The following is a 25,307-nucleotide window of genomic DNA, read 5'->3' as shown; positions in this document are numbered from 1 at the left end:
TTATGGTCTAAATTCACTACGTATCCACGTATACTGAAATGAACGTTTTTTGGGACAAAGGGGGATTTACTTACATGTATGAAAAATGGAAAACCGCTTTCCTTACCATATCAACGCTATTTTTAACCTTTTCTCTTGTACTCCACCCCCAAGCCGCTTTGCAAGCTTCTATTCGCGGGTTAAATATATGGTGGGAAGTTGTATTCCCTTCACTACTACCGTTTTTCATCATTGCAGAACTTCTAATTAGTATCGGTGTTGTAAAATTTATTGGCGTTATATTAGAACCACTCATGCGCCCACTTTTTCGCGTTCCAGGGATAGGTGGATTTGTTTGGGCCATGGGAATGGCTTCTGGTTTCCCTGCAGGCGCCAAATTAAGCGCTAGACTACGAAAAAGCAATCTTTTAACTCAGATTGAAGCGGAGCGCCTCGTTTCTTTCACAAATTCTTCTAATCCACTTTTTATTTTCGGTGCTGTGTCTATCGGTTTTTTTAATAATCCGAAATTAGGAATTATATTAGCGGCTGCCCATTATTTCAGTAACTTTGCCGTCGGATTAATTATGCGTTTTTACGGACATAATATCGCTTACAAAAATAATACACACACTACAAAAAAACGCCGCTTTCAAAACCCTTTTTTAATTCTTCACGAGACGCGCTTACAAGAAAAAAGGCCAATCGGTAAATTACTTGGGGATGCTATCGTTTCTTCTATTCAAACATTACTTATGATTGGCGGATTTATTATTTTATTCTCTGTGTTAAATAAAATGATTACTGTATTCCACATTACAGCAGCTCTTTCTTTTATTATGCAACATATTTTATCATTCTTCCAACTAAGTACGGATTTTAGTATACCTATATTATCAGGTATTTTCGAAATGACACTCGGAAGCCAAATGATTAGTCAAATAAATGAAACACCGCTCTTACAACAAGCTATGGTAACAAGCTTCATTTTAGCATTTAGCGGTCTTTCTATTCAGGCACAAGTTGCTAGCATATTAGCTGAAACAGATATCCGATTTAAACCCTATTTTTTCGCACGAATTATTCAAAGTATTCTTGCCCCTATTTTTACATTTGTATTTTGGACACCATTTTATGAGAAAGTGAGTTCTTTCTCACCTATACCAAAAGATATTCCTGTATTTTTATCCAAGCATCCTTCTATACTACATGAAATTTGGACATCTTTTATACATTACGGACCAATTTTTACATTATTTTGTCTATACTTATATATTATTTTATTATTTTTGCGCACGTATAAAGAAAAACCCCGTTCACTTTAACGGGGTTTGAAACTTTTCTTTTAAAGCACGCTCCACAATAGGAGGTACAAGATCTACTACACTTCCTCCATACCTCGCAACTTCTTTCACAATACTCGAGCTTAAAAATGAATATTGGTTGTTTGTCATAATAAAAAATGTTTCAATATTTTCATCTAATTTTCGATTCATAGAAGTAATTTGCATCTCATATTCAAAATCAGAAACTGCTCGTAAACCACGTAATATTGCATTTGCATTACGCATTTTTGCATACTCTACTAACAGCCCACTATGCGAATCTACTTTTACATTCGGGATATCCTTTGTCGCTTCTCGAATTAGTTCTAATCGCTCTTCAACTGAAAAGAATGGTTTTTTTGATGAATTGTTTAAAACGACTACGTACACCTCATCAAATACTTTTGCTCCCCTTTTAATAATATCCAGATGCCCAAGGGTAATTGGATCAAAACTTCCTGAAGAAATAGCTATACTTGTCATTCTGTCCCCTCACCTTCATACTTATAAATCGATATTGCAGTAATCCCATAATTCTCAGCTCGTACTTTCACAAGCCTGCCTATTGAATTAGGTAAAACCACATCATTACCATGCTCTGCCATAATTAATCCATCACTATGCAGCAATCCATGTTGATCCATTACACTAATTAAAGATACAATTTTTTGCTCTTTATATGGAGGATCTATTAATATAAGATCGAATGACATTTCACGTTTTATTAGCGCCTTTACTGCACGTTCCGCATCATTTCGATATACTTCAGCTTGTTCCTGTATTCTACAACTTTCTAAATTTTGATGAATTACTTTTATCGCTTTACTATCCCTATCAACAAAAATCGCTTTATCGATCCCTCTGCTCAAAGCCTCAATTCCAAGACCACCACTACCACCAAATAAATCAAGGGCAATACCACCATCAAAATAAGGACCTATCATATTAAAAATAGATTCTTTTACTTTATCTGTCGTTGGACGTGTTGTATTACCAGGAACCGCTTTAAGTGGGTGTCCTTTACATTTTCCTGAAACTACTCTCATCTGTTGTCACTACCTTTATTTCAATCTATCGAGCGATTATACAAAGCCATTCCCACTTCGGTAACCGTTAACAAATTACATTCACCTAAATATCGGAAAACTCACCATCAAATAACCGCTCATTATTTTTATGTATTCATCTCATCATTCACTAATATGAATCCAATATGTATATTAGTTCCACTTTATCTTTTTTATCCTATCACAAAATAAAAAAAAGAAAAATAAAAAGCCCAACATAAAATTTAATTTCATTATGTATATCTTCATTTAGATTGGACATAAATAATTATAACAACATCACCTTCGATGTTGTTGCCAACCGCGGAGAAGACTTACGTTTCCCCATAAGTTCTTCCTCCGGTTTCTCCTCTCCCTTTTCCTTCTTACTAGTACATGCTAGTATAAGAAGGGCCCTGCTATGCAGGTTTTTTTTTCTTTGTGTGCTTTTCATTTAAAAAGTGAAATGGTACAGTAAAAGAAAGAGGAGGAAAAAATATGATTCAACGCTTTATAGAACTCGGAGAAGGCTACTCTGATTTATATGAATTACTTGAAATTGCCAAAACAAATCAAGAACGTATAGCACATATGTTACAATTTGAAACGATAAAAAACGATAAAAAAGTGTGTTCGCTTGTTGTAATATTAAAACCAACTACTACTGGTGATTTCCAACCATTATACATATGTCGTGAAGGCATTCCTGTATTTGAAAATAAAAAAAGTAAACGTGTCATTTTATTTGAAGAAACGGCAGAGCAACTCGGAAAAAAAGTGGCTACTTTTACTGTAAAGCCATCTACAACTTTCCCAGAAAAAGAACTATTTTTTAATCATTTAATTGGCATTTTACGAATGAACAATTTCATTCCTCCGATGAAATAACACTTTATTTCAATTAAAAAATCCCCCGCTAAACTTAGCAGGGGATTTTTTCTATTAGCTATAATCGTATTCTTTTGCTCGATCAGGACGGGAATTTTCAAATTCCGTTTTTAAATACGGGCGATACGACTGTTCTATCTTTTTCACAAAAGGAAGTTTGTTCAACTTATGCATCATATGCTCAATTTGTTCCATGTCACAATATACTACAGCATATTTTAATCGTTTTGATATGTAATGTATGTTACCATATTTCCTTAAAATCTTGGCATGTTTCAATGAATGTAAATAAACAATCATACTTTGTCGTTGCCCGAACATAATCTTCTCCATCTTCTCCTTTTAAAAACATATATTTTATATTCTATGAAAACCAATCAGAAATTTATAACATTACAGGACAAACTCTGTATACGTTTTCTTCCAACTTCTAAAAAACGGGGTACATCACCCCGTTTTTTTACAACCACAACCTCCGCCAGTACCACAACCTCCACCACAGCCACCAGCATCAAAGAATGGATTTCCTGTTGGTACTTTAATGGAAGAAGACACTTCCGAACCGATTGCTACACTAACTTCATCTAATAACTTCTGCAAAGCAGTTTCTGCTCTTTTAAAAGCTGCAACCTTATCATGTAAGTCCACAGAACGCTTTAATTCTCTCATTTTCATTGATACGGTAGTGTAGTCAGGATGGTATTTTCCAAAACGCTGTACTTCCTCATACCGTTCTTTCATCGCTGTAAATTGCTGAATTAACGTCTGAAGTTCTATATCTTCATATAATTCTCTATAATACTTACGATAATCTTCTGCTATATCTGAACAGATAATCGCTTTTGCAAGCTGCTCTGCCTTATCTAATATTAATACGCTTTCTAGCGTCGCTACAATCATGAGAGACACCTCCGAGTATCCATCATACCACATTTAGATTAGAACTACTAATTGAAGTGACTTACTCAAAAGAAAGATATAATGAAACTATTTTCACACTATATCCGTACACACTTATACATTAATATGTTCCGCTATATTATATTTAAGAACATCCCATTTCCCACTATTTTGTTTCACATAACTAATACACGCATTTTTTAATGGTGTCTTAAATGTAATTTCATCTGGTTCAATGGCATGTAAAATTGCTTTTATCGCGTGTGAGTGAGCAACAATAATAATACGTTTGCCAAAATGAGTTGTTGCAACATCTTCTAAAGCAGCAAAGCAACGAGCTACAATCTCTTCATCTTGCTCCATACCTTCTACTTTACCCTCAGCAATCAACTCTCTAACAGTCGCAACTGGCTTCCCTGAAGCTTCTCCAAAATTCCGTTCAACAAATCGATCATCTAATAAAATCGATTGTAATCCAGCCGCCTTTGCGATTTCATTAGCCGTTTCTTGCGCTCTAATTAACGGGCTACTTATAATGATATCCCACGTTTCTTCTTGTAAAGCAGCTGCACTTTGACTCGCTTGCTTCTTACCAACTTCATTAAGCGGAATATCTTCTCGCCCCTGAATAATTTCTTGAAAATTCCAATCAGTTTGTCCATGTCGTACTAAACAAATTTCCGTCATGCTGCAACTCCTTTTTAAATAATCAATCTCTATTGTAACAAAAGTTCTGCATGACGGACATATTTTTCACTTGCAATTAGGTTGCATTTTGTTGCTTCATATACTGAAACATATCAATCATGATCGAAGCAACAGCCAATTGATTTTGAAATTTTTCCACTTTATCTGGTATTGTTTTTTTGAAATGTTGCATCGCCGCTAACTCAAAAGCCTCTTTTTCTTCAGGATTTCGTGTTAATTTTCTATACCAGTACGGTTGCTCTCTAATATAGCGAGATAAATCCTCATCAGCCTTTATAAACTCCATAATTTCTGCTCTCATCATCTTTCCCCCCTAATCCTTTTGAAAGAAAAACGGGTTATTTTCTGAAGTACTTTGTTCTTGCTGCGTACGGTTACCTTGAAATTGCTGAATAACTTGTTGCACGCTCCCAATAGCACTCGTCACATTGGCTAAATGGTTCTGCATTTGTTCCACGTCCAACTTTTTAAAAAAAGAAAGCATTTGCCCCATCACATCAGCAGTTTTTTCCTCTTCAGTTCGATTATCTTTTTCTTTTTTATTTTCTTTTACCGAAGAAAACGCAGGCGCTCCATCCGGTCTATAAGTTGCCCATATTGGATCTTCTTCACCAAGTAAGTACCATTCTTCATAAAATTGTTGCCAAGTTTTGTGACCATTTCTAACCTCATGAACCATTTTAGGGTGATGGTTTACAAATTCTTTAAACTGTTGAACCGATGGATGTAACGGCCCTTTTGTTGTTGGCATAATCCTCACCTCTCCATGTATATCTACTATATAGTAAGAAAAAAAAGGCACATGGTTCGCCTATTTTCAGACGATTCATGCACCTTTTTTTCTGCTATTTGCATACGGTCAGATTCCCACCTACAATTCAGTGAATACGAAGTAACTAATTAGGTGATGTAACACCCCACCGCTTACAGTTTCGCTTTATTTTCGAATAAAGTTTTGTGTATAAAATTTATCGTATACACCAACACCTAATCCTGTAAATTGTTCATTTAATAAATTCTTTCTATGCCCCTCACTATTTAACCAACCTTGCACTGCCGCAATTCCATCACTATGTTGCGCCGCTATGTTCTCACCAGCAAGTTGAAATCCTACTTTCCCGCGCTGCAATCGATCTCCTAGCGTACCTAATGTAGGTGAGTCATGAGAAAAATAATTATTGTCTTTCATATCTTTACTGTGACCAACAGCAACATCTGCTGTTTCCTGATCCCATGTTAATAATGATAATTTATGACGACTTCGAATGATATTTGTTAAATCAAAAATTTGTTGCATATTCCCATTTTCTACTTGTTTTATTTTTTCTGGAGTCAATGGTTGTTCTGCTATTAATTCACCTGAATAAACGAGCTGATACGGTCTTTGGCGTAATAATGTTTCATCATCCATATAACGAACACCCACAAGCTCATGTGTAAATTGATCAAAATACAATTGCGCCCATCCATCTTCTACAGGTATTAACGGTTGTTCCATGACTTCGGTATCAGATAGTTCAAATTGATAACTATTTTTCCCTCTTTTTAACGCAATTTCATGCGAAGGCGGACTTTTTTTATATACTTCTTCATATTTTTCATTTATATAATAAGGTGGAACCTTAACTTGTTCACCAGCAGCATACGCCGTTACAACTTTACGTTCAGAAACTCCAAATTGAGCATACTGAGTTAAATCCTGATTGTATACCCACCATTCATATCCGTATGCAGACGGCTCTATTCGAGAGGGTTCTCCCCACTTCGCCAATAAATTTTCAGAGTCTTCACCAATCATATTTAAAACAGTGTCTGAGGAGTCTTCCTTAATTTGCTTTTTCTTTTTCACAATTTTATTTTCTTGCTTTGATTGAGATGGGGTTAATATATATTGTGAAACGAGTAATTTTCCGTATAAATCAACAGCTAAAATTAAAAATGTAATCATTACGATACGCAATAATTTCTTCAAACGATATACCTCCTGAACAAAACATAAAATTGAGATATACACAAATCCTTTTCTTTCTTTTTGTGTGTACCGTACTCTTTTCACTATATCATATTTTCGTGAAAAAAGTCTGGATTATCCCTTTTCTCTCAATATGAATTGCACTTTCTTATTATTCATACTATTATAAAAATAATGGTGTAACATTAAAAAAGGAGGTATTATATGCAATTTACAAATACGAAATTTAATGGAGCCGTCGTTGAATTAACTCTTTTAACTGAAATCATGGAAAACAACCACTTCGTACTTGCTGGACAGTGGGATTATGAACGGGTTACATACGATTATAAATTTGAAATATTAAAGGATATTTATTATTTACGAGTGCAAGGAGTTGCTGTTGAAGGTGACATCGGCAGTAGACACGCTGAAGTAAAACTACTCCCCCCCTTATTAGGAAAACATTATTATCCTCACGGCGTTGAATATGGCGATGATGAGACTTTCCCAACGAATGTACTTCAAAAAAGTGAACAACTCCTACAAAATGTCGAAAAAGAGTTAAAAGAACTTCAAATTATTGATTAACAAAAACAAGCGCATCAATATGATGCGCTTGTTTTATTTCCCTTCCCTAAGAATGAATCGTTTTTTTTACTGGATATCCATAAATAGATCCATCTTTTACTTTAATCTCATCTTCCCAAGGAACCTTATATTTACCTTCAGCTAAATCTTTTATAAACGTATATGGGTTTTCTTTCACCCCACCAGGAGTTGCTACATATCCTCTTGAACCTAGATTATATATATTATTTTCTAATCCCCATCCTAATCTAGCCTGATCTGCTAGTTCTGGATATACTTCAGCAGTAACAATCTCCCAAGGATTTCGATGCCCCTGTACTAAAGTAGTCCCATCAAAATTACATACTTGTCCTTCACCAAAGTAATAAAATACACCATCATAACCCGCTAAGTTTACCGACAATGTATACATTAAATTCTGCCATGCATTTGAACGATTGGTTAGCATCCATTGTTCACTAACTTGTGTGCTATATCCAGAAATACGAATCAAGACATTTGCACCTTTATAGGCCGCTTCACGAGCTACTTCAGGGAACATGCCATCATGACAAATACAAACAGCTAATTTACTTCCTCCAGGTCCAACACAAACAGGTAAGCCTAAATCTCCAGCTTTCCAAGGCTCGACTGGTACCCAAGGATTTAGCTTACGATACTTCAAAATCATTTCACCTTGTGGATCAATAATAACTGCTGTATTATATGGCTCTCCACCACCAGGATTTTTTTCCATTATCGAAAAAACACCATATACTTTAGATTCTTTACATGCCTCAGCAAATAAGTCGGTTTCTGGCCCAGGCACTGTACATAAAAATTCTTCTGTGGTCCATTTTTTTGTATTGAGCCCTTGTGTACTATATTCAGGAAATACTATTAATTCTAATCCAGGATAACCTGATTTGGTCGAATGAATTGTTTTTATGATTTGTTGAATTTGTTTATCAATGTCCGCACGTGACTCTACTACTGGTACTGGATATTGAATTAGTGCTGTCAAAAAACCACTAATCGGCTTTACCATACTTCCACTACTACCCATTAAAATTCCCCCTTAAAATAGTTCGTGTTTATTAAAGATAACAATATATTTTTGTAACTCTCTAAAAAACTTGCACCACATATGGAATTATTACGCATGAAAGCTAGTAGTAAATTTTATATCCACTTTTAGTACACGCCTACACTAACTTAACATAAATAATTAGAAAATTCAATCTTTCGTGAAAAACTAAAACTAAGTAAAAAAAGCGTATGGAATCCCATACACTTTTTTTACTTAGTTTGTAAATACGGCGGCAATTGTTGCAACTGCTCCTTATCCTTTTCACGTTCTCTACGTGCCCATCTAAAGAATACATAGCCTATAATTGTACCGTACACTATTTCCTGGACAATTTTCATTATGATACCACCAGTTTGCTGGTCTTGTACTACTGGCATCCAGTGCAAAAATTCCGGTCCCGTTATATTTAAATCTGATAAAGTGCCCGCTGGTACACATAGTTCCATCGCTTTCATCCAAGCAGCCGGATCCGTATACGTTGCAAATAACGGGGCTGTCGCAAAAATTATTAACGCACAAGCTGGCGTTAATAATATACCATTAGCAAACATGTAACCAAGTTTCTTTATATCACTTAACGTTTGATATTCTGGTAATGGATTTAACATCGGCCACCACATCATGATTGCTGTAAAAAACAATATAGCGAGACAAATAGGATGAGCAATTTGACTTTGTTTTACCGTATCAAAAACAACTGGTAAATGATAAAAAGAAAACAGGCCGTTAAATACAAACAACGCAATAAGTGGTTTAGCAAATACCTTTAATATAATTTGAACGAACTTAAAAGAAGTAATGTAACGATATAACCAAGTTGGTATACCAAGCAACAGTAACGGTGGAACTGCAATATACATGACTGCCATTTCAAACATATGAGCACTAAATATAATATGGCCAATTAAATCAATAGGCCCTCCCTTTACAAAATACAAAAGAACAATACCAGTCGTAAAATAAAAAATTTGCTTCTTACTTACCTTCGTCGCATTTTCAAATCGCATTCTATAAGGTCCAATAATTAAGAAGTACCCAATAAGAATCGAAAGCATAAATAATAAAAAAATTGGACTCCATAAAGCCTGAAAACCAAATATCCACAAGTTACTCATTTTCACACCTACCTTCGTAAGGTTATCCCATAATATGAAGAGGGAGCTGTGACAACACAAGCTCCCTTATATTTCACTTTTCAAATCCACACAATTGTCATAAAAGCTAAAATTGTAATTAACCCTATTAGCAGACCAGAGTAAAGAAAGAAACTTGCTGCTTCATGTCCTTTATGACTCATATGCATAAAATAATACAATTGAAAAATTACTTGTACCACTGCTAATAGTAAAATAAATGGAACAGAGAAAGTCGGACTAAAAGTTTTTGGATACGCCACTGCTACAAATGCAACTAATGTTAAAAAAATCATTAATGCAAACGTAATAACTTGATGCTTCATTTCCTCCGCACTTTTTCTCTTCCGATAAACAAGATCAACTTTAGGATTATTCGTTTGCTTTATCGCCATTGTTTATCCCACCATTCCCATTAAATATACTACAGTGAAAATAAACACCCAAACTACGTCAATAAAGTGCCAATAAATCGATGCAACATAAAACTTTGGTGCATTGTATAAATTTAGACCTCTCTTCGCATTTCTAAAGATTAATGTTAAAATCCAACACAACCCAAACAATACGTGGAGTCCATGTGTACCAACAAGAGCATAAAACGCAGAGCCAAACGCACTACTTCTCATAGTATGCTTAAATTCATGTGTATAATGATAAAACTCATATATCTCAAACCCTAAAAACCCTAAACCTAGCAATACAGTTACTAGTAACCAAAGTTGCATTTTCTTAAAGTTAAAGTTTTTCATGTGATACATCGCATATACACTCGTTAAGCTACTCGTTAATAAAAGCATCGTCATAATGAAAACGAGTGGCATTTGGAACATCTCTTGAGATGTTGGTCCACCATTTGTAGAATTCTTTAACGCTAAATATGTGCCAAATAAGGAAGCGAACAATACTGTTTCGCCTCCAAGAAATAACCAAAAACCGACAAACTTATTTTTCCCTTCAAGGGTTGCTTTTTCAGGCTCTGCTGGAAATGTTTCATTCGTTAATTTTTCATCTACATGCATTATGCCTTGCCCCCCTTATCATCTAAATCTTCTTTATGAATATGATATCCATGATCATCGATTACTGAACGTAGGAACATTGCGCCAAATGTAATGATTAAACCAATAATTGCTACCAATAACCAGAACTTATCTTTTCCACCCTGCATATACATTGCACCAAATGCCGCTATAAACAATCCAAAAGAAATGACAAATGGTGAAAACGAAGGATTTGGCATATGAATATCACCAACTGGTTCCGCTGCTGTCATCTCTTTATTACCTTCACGTTTTTCAATCCAAAACGGATCTAATCCGCGAACAAATGGTAATTGTTTAAAGTTATATTCTGGTGTCGGTGCTGGCATTGTCCATTCTAATGTACGTGCATCCCACGGATCACGACCAGCTTTTTCTTTTGATACTGTCGTTTTAATTACATTGAATAGAAGAACAATAGTCCCAAGAGCCATAAACACCGCTCCAATAGAACTAATCATATTCCCCATTTCCAACCCTTGCCCTTCAAGATATGTGTAGTAACGGCGTGGCATACCAATCAAGCCAAGGAAATGCTGAATAAAGAACGTTAAATGGAAACCAATAAAGAATAGCCAAAACGTTATCTTTCCTAATGTTTCATTTAATACTTTATTAAACATCAGTGGCCAATAATAATGAGCTCCTGCAAGTAAACCAAATACAACACCGCCAACGATTACATAATGAAAATGTGCTACTACGAAATAGTTATCATGAAATTGATAATCAGCTGGTGCAGATGCTAGCATAACCCCTGTAACTCCACCCATTACGAATGATGGAATGAAAGCTACTGCCCACATCATTGGTGTCGTAAAACGAATACTTCCGCCCCACATTGTAAAGAGCCAGTTGAATATTTTGATACCAGTCGGAACCGCAATCGCCATTGTTGCAACTGAGAAAATAGCATTAGCAACTGGACCAAGTCCAACAGTAAACATATGATGGGCCCATACCATAAATCCTAAAAATCCAATTAATACAGTCGCAAACACCATCGATGAATAACCAAACAATCGTTTTTTCGAAAATGTCGCGAAGATTTCTGAGAATATTCCGAAAGCTGGGAGTATAAGAATGTATACTTCTGGATGACCGAAAATCCAGAATAAATGCTCCCATATAATTGTATTCCCACCCAATGCTGGATTAAAGAAACTTGTTCCAAATAAACGATCTAACATTAAAAGTCCTAATCCTACAGTTAACGGTGGAAAAGCGAATAATATAAGCGAAGATGTTACAAATGTCGTCCATGTAAACATCGGCATACGCATATACGTCATTCCTGGCGCACGCATATTAATAATGGTGACAAGGAAGTTAATCCCTCCAATTAATGTACCAATACCTGAGATTTGCAAACCGAGTACATAGAAATCAACACCATGACCTTTAGAAGCTAAAGCTAAAGATGCATAAGATGTCCATCCTGCATCAGGTGCTCCACCTAAAAACCAACTTAAATTTAAAAATACTCCACCAAAGAAAAATAACCAAAATCCGAGTGAATTCAAAAACGGGAACGCTACATCACGTGCACCAATTTGAAGTGGTACAGCGGCGTTCATAAATGCAAACACGAGTGGCATAGCTGCGAGGAAAATCATTGTTGTACCGTGCATCGTCAATACTTGATTATAAGCATCCCCAACAAGAAAAGCGTTGTTAGGAATCGCTAATTGAAGGCGAATAAATAGAGCTTCTATTCCGCCTATTACAAAAAACAATCCACCTGCAATTAAATAGAGAATGGCAATCTTTTTATGGTCTACTGTCGTTAAATAATCCCATATGACAGCACCCATCCCCTGTTTTTTTGCTACAGAACTCACGTTTTCAACCTCCCCTTCACGAATAATCCCTCTTTACTTTTCAACTTTTAACGTTTGTAAGTATGCATTTAATGCATCAATTTGATCATCCGTTAAGTTGCCATATTTGCCAGTCATTTTGTTTCCTGGCTTCATATTTTCAGGATCTTTCAGCCATTTTTTTAAGTTTTCTTCATTGTTTTCGGCAATACCGGCAACCATATCGCGATCCACAAAGTTTGCTAAGTTTGGTGCGATACGAGCGGAAGGTGGTCTACTATCATTAGATCCAACTGCGTGACAACCAATACAGCTTTTATTAAATATTTCTTGGCCCTCTTGTGCCTTTGTTGAAGCTACTTCTTTCTTCCCATCAATCTTCTTCATATCAGCAAGCCAATTTTTGTACTCGCTTTCATCTAAAGCTTTCACTTTAAATTGCATTAAAGAATGTGATGGGCCGCAAAATTCTGTACAAAAACCATTATAAGTGCCCGATTTATCTGCCTTTAACCACATTTTGTTCACATTGTCTGTATTTGTATCCATTTTCCCAGCTAAAGATGGAACCCAAAATGAGTGTTTAATATCGGCACCCTTCAAATTTAAATACACTTTCTTACCTGTGGGGATGACTAAATCTTGTGAAGTTACTATCTTTTCTGATTTGTAAGAAAATTCCCACCAATAAAGATTCGCTGTTACATCAACAACGATAGTATCTTTATCAATATTCTTTTTCTCCATCGCACTTACATCAGCAAGTTTGAATGTATATGTAACCGTTGGAACAGCTAAGATTAGTAAAAGAATAATCGGAATAACTGTCCATATAATTTCTAGCTTGTGATTTCCTTCAACTTGCTCTGGAATATAATCTTCCTGACCTTTCTTTTGTCGGAAACGCACAATTACATACAAGAAAATAATAGTAACTACTAGTACTACTCCTACCATGATTGCACTCGCCAGTAGAAGTAAATCATATTGCATTTTTGCTACTTCTCCTTGCGGAATTAAAGTAGATTGAAAGGCTTTACCGCATCCCCCTAACAGTAAAGCCAGCAGTGAAACGAACGAAAGCAGTCGCCACTGTTTCTTCATACAAACAACCCCCACTTTCCTTGTGAATTAGATTGTACTTTATAGTTAAGTAAAGTAAATCTCAACGTAAAGAAATCCAATTATGTCGTTGTCTTAGAAGAATGTAACTACAATCATTGATACAAATAAGATTGTTAAATAATTTAGGGAATAAACAAACATTTGCACGGACCATTTTATGTCATCTTTCTTACGGAAGCCATAAAATCCTAAAGCGATCCATCCGATGTTAAGCAGTGTTGCAATTACCATAAATGTTATCCCTAGTCCACTCATATAAAATGGTAGTGGTAATAAACATACTGTCCAAATCATAATTTGGCGTTTCGTAATTTCAAATCCATGAACTACAGGAAGCATTGGAATTCCTGCATTTCGATATTCATCAACACGTTTCATCGCTAATGCAAGGAAATGTGGGATTTGCCAAATAAACATAATTAAAAATAACATCCAAGCAATTGGATGACCTAAAGATGGATCGATTGCTGCCCATCCAATTAAAGGTGGAACTGCACCAGATATACTACCTACAACAGTATTTAGTGTATACTTTCTCTTTGTCCATAAACTATATAGAACAACATATGTGAAAGCACCAATAAATCCCATTAAGACTGCCATTGGTGTTGTTAATAATAAAAATACAAAACCAAGAAGTAATATGACTAGTCCAAATGTAAGTGCAAATCCTGGTTTATACTTTCCAGTAACCGTTGGACGGGTCTTTGTTCTTTCCATTAATGGATCGATGTCTCGATCAATGTAGTTGTTTAAACAACATACCCCTGCCATAACTAATCCAGAACCAACGATTGTAAAGAATAACTTATCCAGATTGTCCATTACACTTAATCCATTAAAGTGTAATGCCAACCAAAATCCTGTAAATACAGTAAGTGTATTTGAGTTTACAATCCCCATTTTAACGAGTGCTTTTAAATCTTGTATCCGAGTTGTTTCCGGTACACTTGTAACAGCGGACTCATCATGCAGCTCACTTGTTGCATGGTTCATCACTCTAACCCCCTCTTAAAACTTTCATCTTTCTTTTTGCGCCTATTTCAAATGAAATAATTCGCTTCTATATAGCAATATTATTACAGTAGAAACATTGTTAACCCATTCTACTACTAATCTACGCCCATACTCCAATATATTAAATCATATTTCCCGAACATTTTGTGAAGAAAACATGAACTTTTTGTGTCGAATATAAAAAACTTCATTCTGACTTGTCCTTATCATAACATGATGTTACCTTCTATAATAAACTATTTTATCCTATTTAACACGTATTCTCCCCATTTCTTTTCAAAACAGCCTATTTTTCACCTAAATTTTTCCTTAGGAACCCTGTTTTTACACCTATTTTCTCCCCCTTTCCTTTCCCCTCCATTTCTTTGCTATTTTATTATTTTTTATATATCATAGGAACTAGCGCGTTTTATTCTATACATAATGGAATGAAAATATTTCGCAATAACTTCATAGCAGAAAGATGGTGAAAGAGATTGCAACGCTTTATTAAATGGTTAGCAGTCATTACAAGCCTTGATTTATTAATAGTTTTATTAGGAGGCGCTTTAGTTACAAAAACAGGTTCTGGTCAAGGTTGTGGTAAATCATGGCCACTTTGTAACGGTGAATTTGTTCCATCTAATTTATCAATGGAAACTATTATTGAACTTAGCCACCGATTAACATCAGGATCAGCTGGAATTCTTGTCACTCTCCTTTGTATTTTGTCCTGGAAATATTATAAACATGTGCGTGAAACAAAAACGTTAGCAATTTTATCCTTCGTATTTTTAGTTGCACAAGCATTAATGGGAGCAGCAGCAGTTGTTTGGGGACAAATGCCAGCTGTACTTGCTATCCATTTCGGTATTTCCTTAATTTCATTTGCTTCTGTCATTTTATTAACGTGTCTTATCTTTGAAATTGACCAAAAATTTGATGCACGTTCTCTTATTATGGACAAAAAAATGAAATTTCATATTTATGGTGTAACAATTTACAGTTATATCGTCGTCTACACAGGTGCTTTAGTACGTCACGAACGAGCTAGCTTAGCCTGTCCAGACTTTCCTTTATGTAGCAAAAACAGACCTATGCCAACTCAACTACATGAATGGGTTCAAATGGGCCATAGAGTTGCAGCAATGTTAATTTTCGCTTGGATACTTTACGCGATGATTCTCGCTATTCGTCATTACAAACAGCAACCTGTAGTATATTGGGGATGGATCATTTCATTTATCCTTGTTACACTTCAAGCTGTAGTAGGAATTTTAGTTGTATTTACAAACGCTAGTTTAGCAATGGCATTGTTACATTCTCTATTCATTTCTTGCTTGTTTGCCGTACTATGCTATTTAGTTATGTTAGGAACAAGAAGTAAAATGAATGCAAAAGAAGCCGGATCAACTTCTAAACAAACAAAATAATTTAAAACTAAAATCCCTTGCCAATTCGGCAAGGGATTTTTTGCAATAAAGAAAAGAGCTGTATTTACACAGCTCTTTTTTTATTTTAGTGATCTAATTCAATAAGTAAATCACCCGTTTGAATTGCATCACCATCGTTAACATATACTTTTTTCACTTTACCATTGAACGGCGCTTGAACTGTCGTTTCCATTTTCATCGCTTCTGTAATTGCCATAGAATCGCCTTTTTTCACTTCATCGCCTTCTTTTACAACTACTTTAATTACCGTTCCTGGCATTGTTGCACTAATGTGATTTGGATTTTCACGGTTTCCTTTCACACGTTGTGCAACTGTTGCTTTCACACTCTCGTCTTTCACGACAATTTCACGTGGTTGCCCATTAAATTCCAAGTAAAGGACACGATTTCCATCCGGCTGTGGTTCTCCAATTGATACAAGTTTAACCATCAATGTCTTACCTTGTTCAATTTCCACATCAATTTCTTCACCTAGTCTCATACCATAGAAGAATGTCGGTGTATCAAGTACAGATACATTTCCATAAAGCTCAGCAACTTTTTCATAGTCCATAAATACTTTTGGATATAATGCATATGCAACTACATCAAAAATTGTTACTTCGCGTCCAAGTTTATGGAATAATTCTTCTTTTAACGCGTCGAAATCTACTGGCTCTAGTAGTTCACCTGGTCTTACTGTTAACGGCTCTTTCCCTTTTAAAATAATCTTTTGCAATTCTTTCGGGAAACCACCGTACGGTTGACCTAAATCACCAGAGAACATTTCAACAACAGATCCAGGGAAGTCCAAAGCATGTCCACGCTCTAAAACATCTTGTTCTGTCAGGTGGTTTTGAACCATAAATAACGCCATATCGCCAACAACTTTTGATGATGGTGTTACTTTTACAATATCTCCAAACATGTCATTCACACGACGGTACATTACTTTCACTTCATCAAAGCGATCTCCTAAACCAACCGCCTTCGCTTGTTGCTGAAGATTACTATACTGTCCACCTGGCATTTCATGCATATATACCTCTGTGTGAGGTGCATTCATACCACTTTCAAACGGTGCATAGTATTTGCGTACATCTTCCCAATAATGAGATAGCTTTTCTAAAGAATCGATATTAACATCTGGTTGTCTTTCATTTCCACCTAGTGCATAGAATAATGTGTTCGCACTCGGTTGTGACGTTTGACCAGCCATAGAACTCACTGCTACATCGACAATATCAACACCTGCTTCAATTGCCTTCGTATACGTTAATATACCATTTCCACTCGTATCGTGCGTATGCAGGTGAATCGGAATCGATACCGTCTCTTTTAATGCTGAAACTAAATCATATGCTGCGTTTGGTTTTAGTAAGCCAGCCATATCTTTAATACCTAAAATGTGAGCTCCCGATGCTTCCAACTCTTTTGCTAAGTTTTTATAATAATTCAAATCATATTTACTACGTAATGGATCATGAATATCTCCTGTGTAGCACATTGTTGCTTCTGCAATTTTACCAGTATCTCGTACAGCATCAATTGCAACTCTCATACCTTCTACCCAGTTTAAACTATCAAAAATACGGAACACATCAATGCCTGCTTGAGCAGAACACTCCACAAATTTTTGAATTAAATTATCTGGATAGTTTTTGTAGCCAACTGCGTTTGACGAACGTAGTAACATTTGAAATAAAACGTTCGGCATTTTTTCACGAAGATCTAGTAATCGTTCCCATGGATCTTCTTTTAAGAAACGATACGCGACATCAAACGTTGCACCGCCCCACATTTCAGCTGAGAATAGGTTTGGTAACATTCTCGCTGTTGGCTCTGCAATTTGATGTAAATCTTTTGTACGAATACGAGTTGCAAGTAATGACTGATGTGCATCACGGAATGTTGTATCCGTTAAAAGTACACGGTTTTGATCCTGTACCCATTTTACTAATCTATCTGCTCCACGCTCGTCCAAAATTTGTTTCGTTCCATTTTGGATTGGCTCTGAATGTTTTAAACATGGAATACGAGCATCTGGGAATATTGGCTTTTCTTTTTTCCCTACTCCTGGGAAGCCATTTACTGTTACTGAACCAATATAATTTAACATTTTCGTTCCGCGGTCTTTACGTTTCGGGAACAAGAATAGTTCAGGTGACACATCAATAAACGAAGTATCATATTCTCCTGATAAGAAGTTTTTATGTTTTACTACATTCTCTAGGAATGGAATATTTGTTTTAATACCACGAATACGGAATTCTTTTAAGTTACGTTCCATTTTTGCAGCAGCTTGCTCAAAAGTAAGTGCCCAAGTTGTAACTTTTACAAGTAAAGAATCGTAGTATGGTGTAATAACTGCACCTTGGAAGCTATTTCCTGTATCAAGACGCACACCAAAACCACCGCCTGATCGATACGCCATAATTTTTCCTGTATCCGGCATAAAATTATTTAGTGGGTCTTCAGTTGTTACACGAGATTGGATTGCAAATCCGTGTACAACCACTTCCTCTTGCTTCGGAACACCTACTATTTTACTATGTAATGCATGTCCATCAGCTATTAAAATTTGCGATTGAACGATATCGACTCCTGTGATCATCTCTGTAATCGTATGTTCTACTTGAACACGTGGATTTACTTCAATAAAGTAAAACTCATCATCTTTTACAAGGAATTCTACTGTTCCTGCATTTAAATAGTTTACATTTTTCGTTAACTTCACAGCAGCATCACAAATACGCTGACGCAGATCATCTGAAAGTGATACACTCGGTGCTATTTCTACAACTTTTTGATGACGACGTTGTACAGAACAGTCACGCTCGTATAAATGAACAACATTGCCTTCTTCATCTGCTAAAATTTGTACTTCTATATGTTTAGGTTTTTCAACGAATTTTTCGACGTAAACTTCATCATTACCAAAGGCTGCTTTCGCTTCTGATTTTGCTCGATTATATGATTCTCCTAATTCCTCACTAGTACGCACAATACGCATACCACGACCGCCACCACCAAGGGACGCTTTAATAATAATCGGGTAATCATACTTTTCAGCAAATTTTTCGACTTCTTCTAATGAATCTACTGGACCATCACTACCAGGTATAACTGGAATTTGTGCTAGCTGCGCTTGTGTTCTTGCTTTCACTTTATCTCCAAACATATCTAAATGCTTACTTTTCGGACCGATAAAGATAATTCCTTCTTCTTCGCAACGTTTCGCGAATTGAATATTTTCTGACAAGAAACCATATCCAGGGTGGATTGCATCTACATGATTACTTTTTGCAATCTCAATAATGCCTTCAATATCTAGATAAGCATCAATTGGTTTTTTTCCTTCCCCAACTAAATAGGACTCATCGGCTTTATAGCGATGATAAGAACCACTATCCTCTTTAGAATAGATTGCAACTGTTTTTAATCCAAGTTCCGAACAAGCTCGAAACACACGAATTGCAATCTCTCCACGGTTAGCTACCAATACTTTTTGAATACGTTGCAGCTTTGTCATGATTTTCCCCCTCTACTTTCCTACCACTCTAGAGATAAAATATATACACACCTTAAAAAGCGTGAAGTTCTTCACTTTCCACATTATATTATACTTAGAAAGCTTCACTTTATTTTTATCCATCATACCTTATTTTTTAACAAATGATAAGTTTTCTGTGCAATTTGTTTCACAAAAATAGTATAGCATACCTCTTCCTTTTCTAACAACTTAATTGTATATCACATTTAAACAAATGTGATACATCTTTTAACTGAAAGAGAAATTAATACATCATATTTAAAACTACTTGAAAATAAAAAACACATCCTGCTCTAAAGCACGATGTGTTTTTTATTTTACAACTACAAGATGTGGTCCATTTTGTTCTCTTTCTTTCATTAGACCATTCTGTTGTTTCTCTTGTCGTTTCACGTGACTAGCAATATTGAGTAGTATTCCCATTGCAAGTAGATTAGCTATTAAGGAACTCCCGCCATAACTAATAAACGGTAAAGGTACTCCCGTAAGCGGTATTAATCCAGACATACCACCAACATTAACAAAAGTTTGCACTCCCATTAAACTTGCAATTCCGATTGCAATTAAACTTCCAAACGGATCTTTACATTTTTGAGCAATCCTGAATGAACGAATAATAATAAGTAGCAAGCAAATTAAAATAATAGCTACACCAATAAAACCTAACTCTTCAGATATAATAGCCATAATAAAATCTGTTTGCGGTTCTGGTAAATATCCATATTTTTGCACACTATTTCCTAATCCCCGACCATTTAGCCCTCCTGAAGCAATTCCAATAAAAGAATTTACCAATTGGAATCCATCATTCTGAGGATCATTGAATGGATCAAGGAAAACTGAAAAACGTGCCTTTTGGTAACCACTTAATTTATAATTAGCCAGAAAATATAGCGCCGGAATCCATACTATAGAAGTTAAAACAATTCGTTTAATCCATAAGTTAATCCGTACCCCTGAACAAAGAAACATAATCCCGACTGTTCCTGCAATTAACAAATCGGTACCTAAATCATTTTGCTTTAAAATTAAAAACATTGCCATTCCAACAAAACCAAGTGTAAGTCCCGATCCTTTAAAAACAGGTGTATTTGTCTCTTGTCTTCTTGCAAAAAAGCGAGCTAATATAATAATAATTGATAATTTAACAAATTCAGCCGGCTGTATACCTAATATCCAACCTTTTGCACCATTTATTTCCTTACCAAAAATCAAGGCTGCTGCTAGTAAAGCAATACTTCCTAGCCCCATTGCCGATAAAATTATTCGTTTCCTCCAAAACTTATAAGGTAATGAAGCCACAATTGCTAACAATACCGTTCCAATAGCTAAAGTTATTAATTGTTTTTTAAAAAAGTAATTTGCTGGCCAGTTATGCCTCGAAATCGCAACAATGGAACTCGAACTATATACCATTATAACTCCCAGCACACATAAGATAACAAGAGGAAGTACCAATGAATAATCCATTGATTTCCATACTTTTTTCATTTCATTTCCTCTTTCTGTTTCAATTTAATTATTGTTGTATTCCATATGTACATTGATTCTTCCTGCTTTATTATACAAATAAAAAGCTCAAACTAATTTAGTTTGAGCCCCCTTATTTGAACCCGTTATTGTTGTTTGTTTGTAAACGCTTCATGAAGTGCAGATAACTCACGTTCGAGCTCACCTAACATTGCTTTCCCTTGTTCTTCTGCAATAAGACCAAGGCGAACTGCAAAATCGACCTCGCGGGATAGTCCAAACATTTGTGTGTCTAACACTTCTTCATATAATGGACATTGCGGCATTGTAAGATGGTCCATTTGCACCTTAATAAGTCTTAAAATCTTCTCTGCATCCGCTTGTAGAAGGGCTAGTGCCTTTTCCTGATGATTTGCTACTGTCTCAGACGCCAAATTGATTCCCTCCGTTTCCGTCCTACTCTCCTCTATCCTATCTATTAATATTAGCGATAGTTTTCATAAATTGCAATAGAAACATTTTTTGTGACAACAGTGTCTAATACTATTATACTGAAAAGTGGGAGTATAACACAAATGGGGGAAGAACAATGAGCGAAATTTTATTTATTAACGGAAAAGTACGTTTTCCAATCACTATTGATCCAACTGTTTGGATCTTTGATGATCGAAAAGTAGATTTGACAACTTACTTTGATGAAACTAGAGAAAACACGTCTGAACTAGAAACTTATTTAAAAAACACTTCAGAACATTGGGATCGCGAAATCCGTGATGGTGCCGCTTTTCCTCCAATACAACAAAGTGTGAAGAAATATAAAAAAGAACAGCTGATTACTGGAACATTTGGTATACCATTTCATCCATTCCTTGCTAACGCTGAAATTTTAGAGGGCACTACGCAAGTTGAAATTGAAACGGTAGATCATACAATGACACTTCCATTAGAAACTGTCAAAAATGCTATACTAGGCTTTTCAAAAGAAGGAAAACCATTAAAAGAAGACGGACCTGTTCATCTCTATTTCAATGATGGATCTAATCGACAAAATCCAATCCGGAACATCCGTAAATTTACAATTATTTAAAGAAAAGGAGTGAGCTTAAGCTCACTCCTTTTTACAATAAATCTGCTGCTAGTTGAGCTAAATTAGATCGCTCCCCTTTAACAAACTTCACATGACCACTAATGCGCTGTTCTTTAAACTTCTCTACAACATACGTTAAGCCATTATTATATTCATCTAAGTATGGGTGATCAATTTGCTGAGGATCTCCCATCAATACAATCTTACTCTTTTCCCCTACCCTAGTTAGTATCGTTTTCACTTCATGCTTTGTTAAATTTTGTGCTTCGTCAATGATAATGAACTGATCTGGAATACTTCTCCCGCGTATATAAGTAAGGGCTTCTACTTCAATTGAACCCATTCCAGCTAAAATAGCATCTAACTCTCCTGGCTTTTTCGTATTAAATAAATACTCTAGGTTATCAAAAATTGGCTGCATCCATGGTCTTAACTTTTCTTCTTTTTCTCCTGGTAAATAACCGATATCTTTTCCGACTGGGACAATTGGTCTTGCAACGAGTAATTTTTTATATAACCCTAAGTCTTCTGTTTGCATAAGTCCCGAAGCTAATGCAAGTAACGTTTTTCCTGTGCCGGCTTTCCCTGTTAACGTTACAAGCGGAATATCTTCACGAAGCAACAATTCTAATCCCATGATTTGCTGCACGTTTCGTGGTCGTATCCCCCACACTTGTTCATTGTGAAAAATAAGTTTCTTTACCTTCTTACCTAAGTGATCCACGATGCCAAGCGCAGAACTAGAGCCCCCCAATGCATCTTTCATTACTACAAATTGATTTGGGTAAAAAGGGTGATTCGCAATTTCAGATAGAGGCAATTCACCTTTCTCATAAAAATAATCCAATTGTTCTTTTGATATATATCCTTCTAAAAAACCAGAATATATATTTTCTACTTCAATTACGCGATCACTTAAATAATCTTCAGCCTTCAAACCAATTGCATCAGCTTTTACCCTTACGAGTACATCTTTACTTACTAAAATAACAGACTTCCCGTCCTCTTTTTCCTGTTCTTCTAAAGATAGATTTTTTGCTACAGCTAAAATTCGATTATCATTTGTTTTTTCTACAAAAATATCTTGTAGTTGCACAAATGAACGATGGTTCAATTCAATACGAAATGTTCCGCCGTTTTCTAGCGGGATACTTTCATGCAGCTTTCCTATTTCACGAAATTTATCTATTAACTTAGATACATAACGAGCGTTTCTTCCTACTTCATCCATATAACGTTTTTTCGAATCAACCTCTTCTAATACAACTGCTGGAATCACTACTTCATTGGTTTCAAATGAAAAAATAGATAAAGGATCCTGCAAAAGTACATTCGTATCTAACACATAAATTTTATCCAACCTGTTACCCCCTGACTCCACTTTTAAATTTGTAGAACAAGGGTTTCATCCATAAAATATGGACGAACCATTGTTATAATTATATGTACCGTGTAAACGAGGTAGAATCGAAAATCATAGTCATTAAACCTTTTATTTATTCTTTATTCATTTCTATTCAATATATTACCTTTTATTATAATTATTAACGTTAAATCACAATAACCGATTACAAAAGTGAATAAACGAATTTCTTATTTAGCATCTTTATAATTCTCTTATCCCTACTAGCACTTCGTTATCCAGCTTTTTCGCTGCCCGAAGATCATATGTTTTTTCATATGTTGGTTCAATTGCAAGTTTCGCTCCATAAAACATAACATCACGCACTTCTTGCACATTTACTTCTATTACAGTTAATTTTAAAGAAATGCCTTCCATTCTATCTGTCAAAATTTCACCTGCACCACTTATGGAAAATACGGATTCATTCGCCATTATAGTCAATACCACACCTGTATTATGCCGTATATTTTCCACAATACGTGAACGTTGATCTACTGCAAATCGAATACTAGTTTTACTCACTGCATACACCCAAGAAATAGCACTTACGTTAGGAACTTGTTTTTCGAAATCTGTCGTTGCTATCATAACAATACACTCTTTACGCAACGTTTGTACTAAACCCTCTGTTAAGGTAGGCTCTACTACATTCGCCATATTTTCACCTCCAAACATACTTGGTATATCCTTATCATAACTTATTTTTTGAATTGCGAAAATATTATTTTTTCCCACTATTATTCAAAAACATTATACTTCCATGATATACTTATACTGATAGAATTCGTATTGAGGTGACGAAATGAGAGTCAAATGTATGATTTGTGATAAAAAAGATATGTTAGATGATGAAAATCCTATGGCAAAAAAACTGCGTAATCGCCCTATTCATACATATATGTGCATGGAATGTTCGGAACGAATTGCAGAGCGTACAATGGAACGTCATGCAAGTGGTAATTTCCGATTATATCGTGATAAAAAAATCGAAGACGATTGGTAAAATGTAAATAAGTCCTTACTCATATAGATAAGGACTTATTTATATTTTTCTGGTTCACGATTCATCTGATCCAAAAAACAATCAATGGCTTCTAGCGGAAACCTTGCAGATTTCCTTTCCCCATTCATTTCGTATGTAATTAAATACATCTCCTCGTTCTTTTCGACTTCCACATTTTTTAATTTATGTTCTTCATATATCATATTTTGAAATAACAAATACGTTTCTTTTGCAGCACTATCATCTGGACGTGCTTCAGCAACTGTTTTAATTGTTAACCAATTATATAGTGCATCTTGTACTGAACGCATAAAAACTCCCCCTTCCTCATCCTGCTTTTTGTTGTTTCGCTTGACGCAAACGTAATCTATAAATCCCAAGTACAATTGCTGCTACAACAAGTCCTTCTCCAACGGGTAAAAATACAGCAAAAAAGGTTAATACTGTACATCCAATTGCTAATGATATGTATATCACAATATTTTTAAGTACAGACAACTTTCTAGCAAACCCTAAATTATAGACGAGAGCACTTAATATAATAATCGTCCCATAAAGTAACCACATTCCTAACTCTGGATTTTCATCTACCTTACACAATTTTGCAAAAAAAGACATCCTTTCTAACACACTCTTCCCCCCTAGCAGTAAAATACAATTTTCTTTATACACTTAATACAAGAGTAACTCGCAAAAAAAATACTGTCCACAAAAAAGAGTAAATATTCTAAAAAATAAACAAAATAAAAAACAACGACCTTTTATAAAGGTCGTTGTTTTTT

The 25,307-nt window shown here is 35.4% G+C and carries 28 protein-coding genes; 6 read left to right on the top strand and 22 right to left on the bottom strand.

Annotated elements, in window-relative coordinates:
* Positions 1 to 74 precede the first annotated feature (74 nt).
* Positions 75 to 1,304, top strand: a complete 1,230-nt coding sequence (gene ylbJ / locus N2V92_RS15235) for a sporulation integral membrane protein YlbJ (protein ID WP_000273086.1) — start codon at positions 75 to 77, stop codon at positions 1,302 to 1,304.
* Here ylbJ and coaD read toward each other — a convergent pair.
* Positions 1,296 to 1,787: a pantetheine-phosphate adenylyltransferase gene (coaD, locus tag N2V92_RS15230; protein ID WP_000200601.1), complete on the bottom strand. Its 492-nt coding sequence runs from the start codon at positions 1,785 to 1,787 to the stop codon at positions 1,296 to 1,298. The genes ylbJ and coaD overlap by 9 nt on opposite strands.
* On the bottom strand, positions 1,784 to 2,350 hold the full coding sequence (gene rsmD / locus N2V92_RS15225) for a 16S rRNA (guanine(966)-N(2))-methyltransferase RsmD (RefSeq protein WP_001266977.1): 567 nt from the start codon (positions 2,348 to 2,350) through the stop codon (positions 1,784 to 1,786). The genes coaD and rsmD overlap by 4 nt, the downstream gene beginning before the upstream one ends.
* Before the next feature lie 498 nt (positions 2,351 to 2,848).
* On the opposite strand from rsmD, the gene N2V92_RS15220 reads away from it, so the two are divergent.
* The gene (locus N2V92_RS15220) at positions 2,849 to 3,238 is read left to right on the top strand and encodes a DUF7147 family protein (protein WP_000616017.1); all 390 of its coding nucleotides are present in this window, start codon (positions 2,849 to 2,851) and stop codon (positions 3,236 to 3,238) included.
* A 54-nt stretch (positions 3,239 to 3,292) separates the two neighbouring features.
* Here N2V92_RS15220 and N2V92_RS15215 read toward each other — a convergent pair whose 3' ends face one another.
* The 6 genes from N2V92_RS15215 to N2V92_RS15190 all read right to left on the bottom strand — a co-directional run bounded on the left by N2V92_RS15215 (position 3,293) and on the right by N2V92_RS15190 (position 6,818).
* Positions 3,293 to 3,559, bottom strand: a complete 267-nt coding sequence (locus N2V92_RS15215; RefSeq protein ID WP_002082261.1) for a YlbG family protein — start codon at positions 3,557 to 3,559, stop codon at positions 3,293 to 3,295.
* 126 nt (positions 3,560 to 3,685) lie between these two features.
* Positions 3,686 to 4,138, bottom strand: a complete 453-nt coding sequence (locus tag N2V92_RS15210; RefSeq protein ID WP_016077292.1) for a YlbF family regulator — start codon at positions 4,136 to 4,138, stop codon at positions 3,686 to 3,688.
* A gap of 114 nt (positions 4,139 to 4,252) precedes the next feature.
* Positions 4,253 to 4,825 (bottom strand): histidine phosphatase family protein, encoded by a 573-nt coding sequence (locus N2V92_RS15205; RefSeq protein WP_000134944.1) that lies wholly within the window; start codon positions 4,823 to 4,825, stop codon positions 4,253 to 4,255.
* A 76-nt stretch (positions 4,826 to 4,901) separates the two neighbouring features.
* The gene (locus tag N2V92_RS15200) at positions 4,902 to 5,147 is read right to left on the bottom strand and encodes a YlbE-like family protein (RefSeq protein WP_001200990.1); all 246 of its coding nucleotides are present in this window, start codon (positions 5,145 to 5,147) and stop codon (positions 4,902 to 4,904) included.
* 12 nt (positions 5,148 to 5,159) lie between these two features.
* Entirely contained in the window at positions 5,160 to 5,597 is a 438-nt protein-coding gene (locus N2V92_RS15195; RefSeq protein WP_001143333.1) for a YlbD family protein, read from the bottom strand.
* 186 nt (positions 5,598 to 5,783) lie between these two features.
* Positions 5,784 to 6,818: a CAP domain-containing protein gene (locus N2V92_RS15190; RefSeq protein ID WP_000735371.1), complete on the bottom strand. Its 1,035-nt coding sequence runs from the start codon at positions 6,816 to 6,818 to the stop codon at positions 5,784 to 5,786.
* A 204-nt stretch (positions 6,819 to 7,022) separates the two neighbouring features.
* On the opposite strand from N2V92_RS15190, the gene N2V92_RS15185 reads away from it, so the two are divergent.
* On the top strand, positions 7,023 to 7,388 hold the full coding sequence (locus N2V92_RS15185; protein ID WP_001160945.1) for a YugN family protein: 366 nt from the start codon (positions 7,023 to 7,025) through the stop codon (positions 7,386 to 7,388).
* Between the two features lie 46 nt (positions 7,389 to 7,434).
* Here the strand turns inward: N2V92_RS15185 and N2V92_RS15180 are convergent, their stop codons facing one another.
* From N2V92_RS15180 to ctaB, 7 genes are all read right to left on the bottom strand, one after another.
* On the bottom strand, positions 7,435 to 8,433 hold the full coding sequence (locus N2V92_RS15180) for a formamidase (RefSeq protein ID WP_000535809.1): 999 nt from the start codon (positions 8,431 to 8,433) through the stop codon (positions 7,435 to 7,437).
* 233 nt (positions 8,434 to 8,666) lie between these two features.
* Positions 8,667 to 9,572: a cytochrome c oxidase assembly factor CtaG gene (gene ctaG / locus N2V92_RS15175; RefSeq protein WP_000069031.1), complete on the bottom strand. Its 906-nt coding sequence runs from the start codon at positions 9,570 to 9,572 to the stop codon at positions 8,667 to 8,669.
* A gap of 80 nt (positions 9,573 to 9,652) precedes the next feature.
* On the bottom strand, positions 9,653 to 9,985 hold the full coding sequence (ctaF, locus tag N2V92_RS15170) for a cytochrome c oxidase subunit IVB (protein ID WP_000985703.1): 333 nt from the start codon (positions 9,983 to 9,985) through the stop codon (positions 9,653 to 9,655).
* A 3-nt stretch (positions 9,986 to 9,988) separates the two neighbouring features.
* Positions 9,989 to 10,612 (bottom strand): cytochrome c oxidase subunit III, encoded by a 624-nt coding sequence (ctaE, locus tag N2V92_RS15165; protein WP_000557861.1) that lies wholly within the window; start codon positions 10,610 to 10,612, stop codon positions 9,989 to 9,991.
* The gene (gene ctaD / locus N2V92_RS15160; protein WP_153577875.1) at positions 10,612 to 12,447 is read right to left on the bottom strand and encodes a cytochrome c oxidase subunit I; all 1,836 of its coding nucleotides are present in this window, start codon (positions 12,445 to 12,447) and stop codon (positions 10,612 to 10,614) included. The genes ctaE and ctaD overlap by 1 nt, the downstream gene beginning before the upstream one ends.
* 60 nt (positions 12,448 to 12,507) lie before the next feature.
* Positions 12,508 to 13,557, bottom strand: coding sequence for a cytochrome c oxidase subunit II (gene coxB / locus N2V92_RS15155; protein WP_042595575.1), 1,050 nt, complete (start codon positions 13,555 to 13,557; stop codon positions 12,508 to 12,510).
* Between the two features lie 93 nt (positions 13,558 to 13,650).
* A complete protein-coding gene (gene ctaB / locus N2V92_RS15150) occupies positions 13,651 to 14,574 on the bottom strand; it encodes a protoheme IX farnesyltransferase (RefSeq protein WP_001015053.1) in 924 nt (307 codons plus the stop codon).
* A gap of 497 nt (positions 14,575 to 15,071) precedes the next feature.
* On the opposite strand from ctaB, the gene ctaA reads away from it, so the two are divergent.
* Positions 15,072 to 16,007, top strand: a complete 936-nt coding sequence (gene ctaA, locus N2V92_RS15145) for a heme A synthase (protein ID WP_001188739.1) — start codon at positions 15,072 to 15,074, stop codon at positions 16,005 to 16,007.
* Between the two features lie 85 nt (positions 16,008 to 16,092).
* On the opposite strand, the gene pyc is transcribed toward ctaA, so the two are convergent.
* The 3 genes from pyc to N2V92_RS15130 form a co-directional block, all read right to left on the bottom strand.
* On the bottom strand, positions 16,093 to 19,539 hold the full coding sequence (pyc, locus tag N2V92_RS15140) for a pyruvate carboxylase (RefSeq protein WP_016077291.1): 3,447 nt from the start codon (positions 19,537 to 19,539) through the stop codon (positions 16,093 to 16,095).
* Between the two features lie 333 nt (positions 19,540 to 19,872).
* A complete protein-coding gene (locus tag N2V92_RS15135) occupies positions 19,873 to 21,051 on the bottom strand; it encodes an FtsW/RodA/SpoVE family cell cycle protein (RefSeq protein WP_016077290.1) in 1,179 nt (392 codons plus the stop codon).
* Positions 21,052 to 21,176: 125 nt separating this feature from the next.
* The gene (locus N2V92_RS15130) at positions 21,177 to 21,464 is read right to left on the bottom strand and encodes a YlaN family protein (RefSeq protein ID WP_000135694.1); all 288 of its coding nucleotides are present in this window, start codon (positions 21,462 to 21,464) and stop codon (positions 21,177 to 21,179) included.
* A gap of 155 nt (positions 21,465 to 21,619) precedes the next feature.
* Between N2V92_RS15130 and N2V92_RS15125 the strand changes: the two genes are divergently transcribed.
* A complete protein-coding gene (locus N2V92_RS15125) occupies positions 21,620 to 22,117 on the top strand; it encodes a hypothetical protein (protein WP_016077289.1) in 498 nt (165 codons plus the stop codon).
* Positions 22,118 to 22,148: 31 nt separating this feature from the next.
* Here N2V92_RS15125 and N2V92_RS15120 read toward each other — a convergent pair whose 3' ends face one another.
* Positions 22,149 to 23,477, bottom strand: a complete 1,329-nt coding sequence (locus N2V92_RS15120; RefSeq protein ID WP_000358083.1) for a PhoH family protein — start codon at positions 23,475 to 23,477, stop codon at positions 22,149 to 22,151.
* Positions 23,478 to 23,723: 246 nt separating this feature from the next.
* Complete coding sequence (locus N2V92_RS15115) at positions 23,724 to 24,179, bottom strand: pyridoxamine 5'-phosphate oxidase family protein (protein ID WP_000024600.1); 456 nt, start codon at positions 24,177 to 24,179, stop codon at positions 23,724 to 23,726.
* A gap of 145 nt (positions 24,180 to 24,324) precedes the next feature.
* Between N2V92_RS15115 and N2V92_RS15110 the strand changes: the two genes are divergently transcribed.
* Positions 24,325 to 24,525: a YlaI family protein gene (locus tag N2V92_RS15110; protein WP_002082250.1), complete on the top strand. Its 201-nt coding sequence runs from the start codon at positions 24,325 to 24,327 to the stop codon at positions 24,523 to 24,525.
* 35 nt (positions 24,526 to 24,560) lie between these two features.
* Here the strand turns inward: N2V92_RS15110 and N2V92_RS15105 are convergent, their stop codons facing one another.
* Together N2V92_RS15105 and N2V92_RS15100 are read right to left on the bottom strand one after the other, a co-directional pair.
* A complete protein-coding gene (locus tag N2V92_RS15105) occupies positions 24,561 to 24,836 on the bottom strand; it encodes a hypothetical protein (RefSeq protein WP_001258140.1) in 276 nt (91 codons plus the stop codon).
* Positions 24,837 to 24,852: 16 nt separating this feature from the next.
* The gene (locus N2V92_RS15100; RefSeq protein ID WP_000893662.1) at positions 24,853 to 25,155 is read right to left on the bottom strand and encodes a YlaH-like family protein; all 303 of its coding nucleotides are present in this window, start codon (positions 25,153 to 25,155) and stop codon (positions 24,853 to 24,855) included.
* Positions 25,156 to 25,307: the final 152 nt, after the last annotated feature.

This window comes from Bacillus sp. CH_48, from assembly GCF_038008465.1.
GTDB lineage: Bacteria > Bacillota > Bacilli > Bacillales > Bacillaceae_G > Bacillus_A > Bacillus_A thuringiensis_S.
The sequence above is the reverse complement of the archived record's forward strand: the minus strand, read 5'-3'. Positions and strand labels throughout refer to the sequence as shown.

What these genes read in the sequence shown, in the direction of transcription:
- N2V92_RS15200 (WP_001200990.1), bottom strand. Translation starts at nt 5,147, where the DNA reads ATGAGAGCAGAAATTATGGAGTTTATAAAGGCTGATGAGGATTTATCT.
- N2V92_RS15215 (WP_002082261.1), bottom strand. Translation starts at nt 3,559, where the DNA reads ATGTTCGGGCAACGACAAAGTATGATTGTTTATTTACATTCATTGAAA.
- N2V92_RS15125 (WP_016077289.1), top strand. Translation starts at nt 21,620, where the DNA reads ATGAGCGAAATTTTATTTATTAACGGAAAAGTACGTTTTCCAATCACT.
- rsmD (WP_001266977.1), bottom strand. Translation starts at nt 2,350, where the DNA reads ATGAGAGTAGTTTCAGGAAAATGTAAAGGACACCCACTTAAAGCGGTT.
- N2V92_RS15205 (WP_000134944.1), bottom strand. Translation starts at nt 4,825, where the DNA reads ATGACGGAAATTTGTTTAGTACGACATGGACAAACTGATTGGAATTTT.
- N2V92_RS15110 (WP_002082250.1), top strand. Translation starts at nt 24,325, where the DNA reads ATGAGAGTCAAATGTATGATTTGTGATAAAAAAGATATGTTAGATGAT.
- ylbJ (WP_000273086.1), top strand. Translation starts at nt 75, where the DNA reads ATGTATGAAAAATGGAAAACCGCTTTCCTTACCATATCAACGCTATTT.
- N2V92_RS15185 (WP_001160945.1), top strand. Translation starts at nt 7,023, where the DNA reads ATGCAATTTACAAATACGAAATTTAATGGAGCCGTCGTTGAATTAACT.
- N2V92_RS15195 (WP_001143333.1), bottom strand. Translation starts at nt 5,597, where the DNA reads ATGCCAACAACAAAAGGGCCGTTACATCCATCGGTTCAACAGTTTAAA.
- N2V92_RS15210 (WP_016077292.1), bottom strand. Translation starts at nt 4,138, where the DNA reads ATGATTGTAGCGACGCTAGAAAGCGTATTAATATTAGATAAGGCAGAG.
- N2V92_RS15180 (WP_000535809.1), bottom strand. Translation starts at nt 8,433, where the DNA reads ATGGGTAGTAGTGGAAGTATGGTAAAGCCGATTAGTGGTTTTTTGACA.
- ctaG (WP_000069031.1), bottom strand. Translation starts at nt 9,572, where the DNA reads ATGAGTAACTTGTGGATATTTGGTTTTCAGGCTTTATGGAGTCCAATT.
- coaD (WP_000200601.1), bottom strand. Translation starts at nt 1,787, where the DNA reads ATGACAAGTATAGCTATTTCTTCAGGAAGTTTTGATCCAATTACCCTT.
- ctaF (WP_000985703.1), bottom strand. Translation starts at nt 9,985, where the DNA reads ATGGCGATAAAGCAAACGAATAATCCTAAAGTTGATCTTGTTTATCGG.
- ctaE (WP_000557861.1), bottom strand. Translation starts at nt 10,612, where the DNA reads ATGCATGTAGATGAAAAATTAACGAATGAAACATTTCCAGCAGAGCCT.
- ctaB (WP_001015053.1), bottom strand. Translation starts at nt 14,574, where the DNA reads ATGAACCATGCAACAAGTGAGCTGCATGATGAGTCCGCTGTTACAAGT.
- N2V92_RS15220 (WP_000616017.1), top strand. Translation starts at nt 2,849, where the DNA reads ATGATTCAACGCTTTATAGAACTCGGAGAAGGCTACTCTGATTTATAT.
- pyc (WP_016077291.1), bottom strand. Translation starts at nt 19,539, where the DNA reads ATGACAAAGCTGCAACGTATTCAAAAAGTATTGGTAGCTAACCGTGGA.
- coxB (WP_042595575.1), bottom strand. Translation starts at nt 13,557, where the DNA reads ATGAAGAAACAGTGGCGACTGCTTTCGTTCGTTTCACTGCTGGCTTTA.
- N2V92_RS15115 (WP_000024600.1), bottom strand. Translation starts at nt 24,179, where the DNA reads ATGGCGAATGTAGTAGAGCCTACCTTAACAGAGGGTTTAGTACAAACG.
- ctaD (WP_153577875.1), bottom strand. Translation starts at nt 12,447, where the DNA reads ATGGGTGCTGTCATATGGGATTATTTAACGACAGTAGACCATAAAAAG.
- N2V92_RS15135 (WP_016077290.1), bottom strand. Translation starts at nt 21,051, where the DNA reads ATGAAAAAAGTATGGAAATCAATGGATTATTCATTGGTACTTCCTCTT.
- N2V92_RS15105 (WP_001258140.1), bottom strand. Translation starts at nt 24,836, where the DNA reads ATGCGTTCAGTACAAGATGCACTATATAATTGGTTAACAATTAAAACA.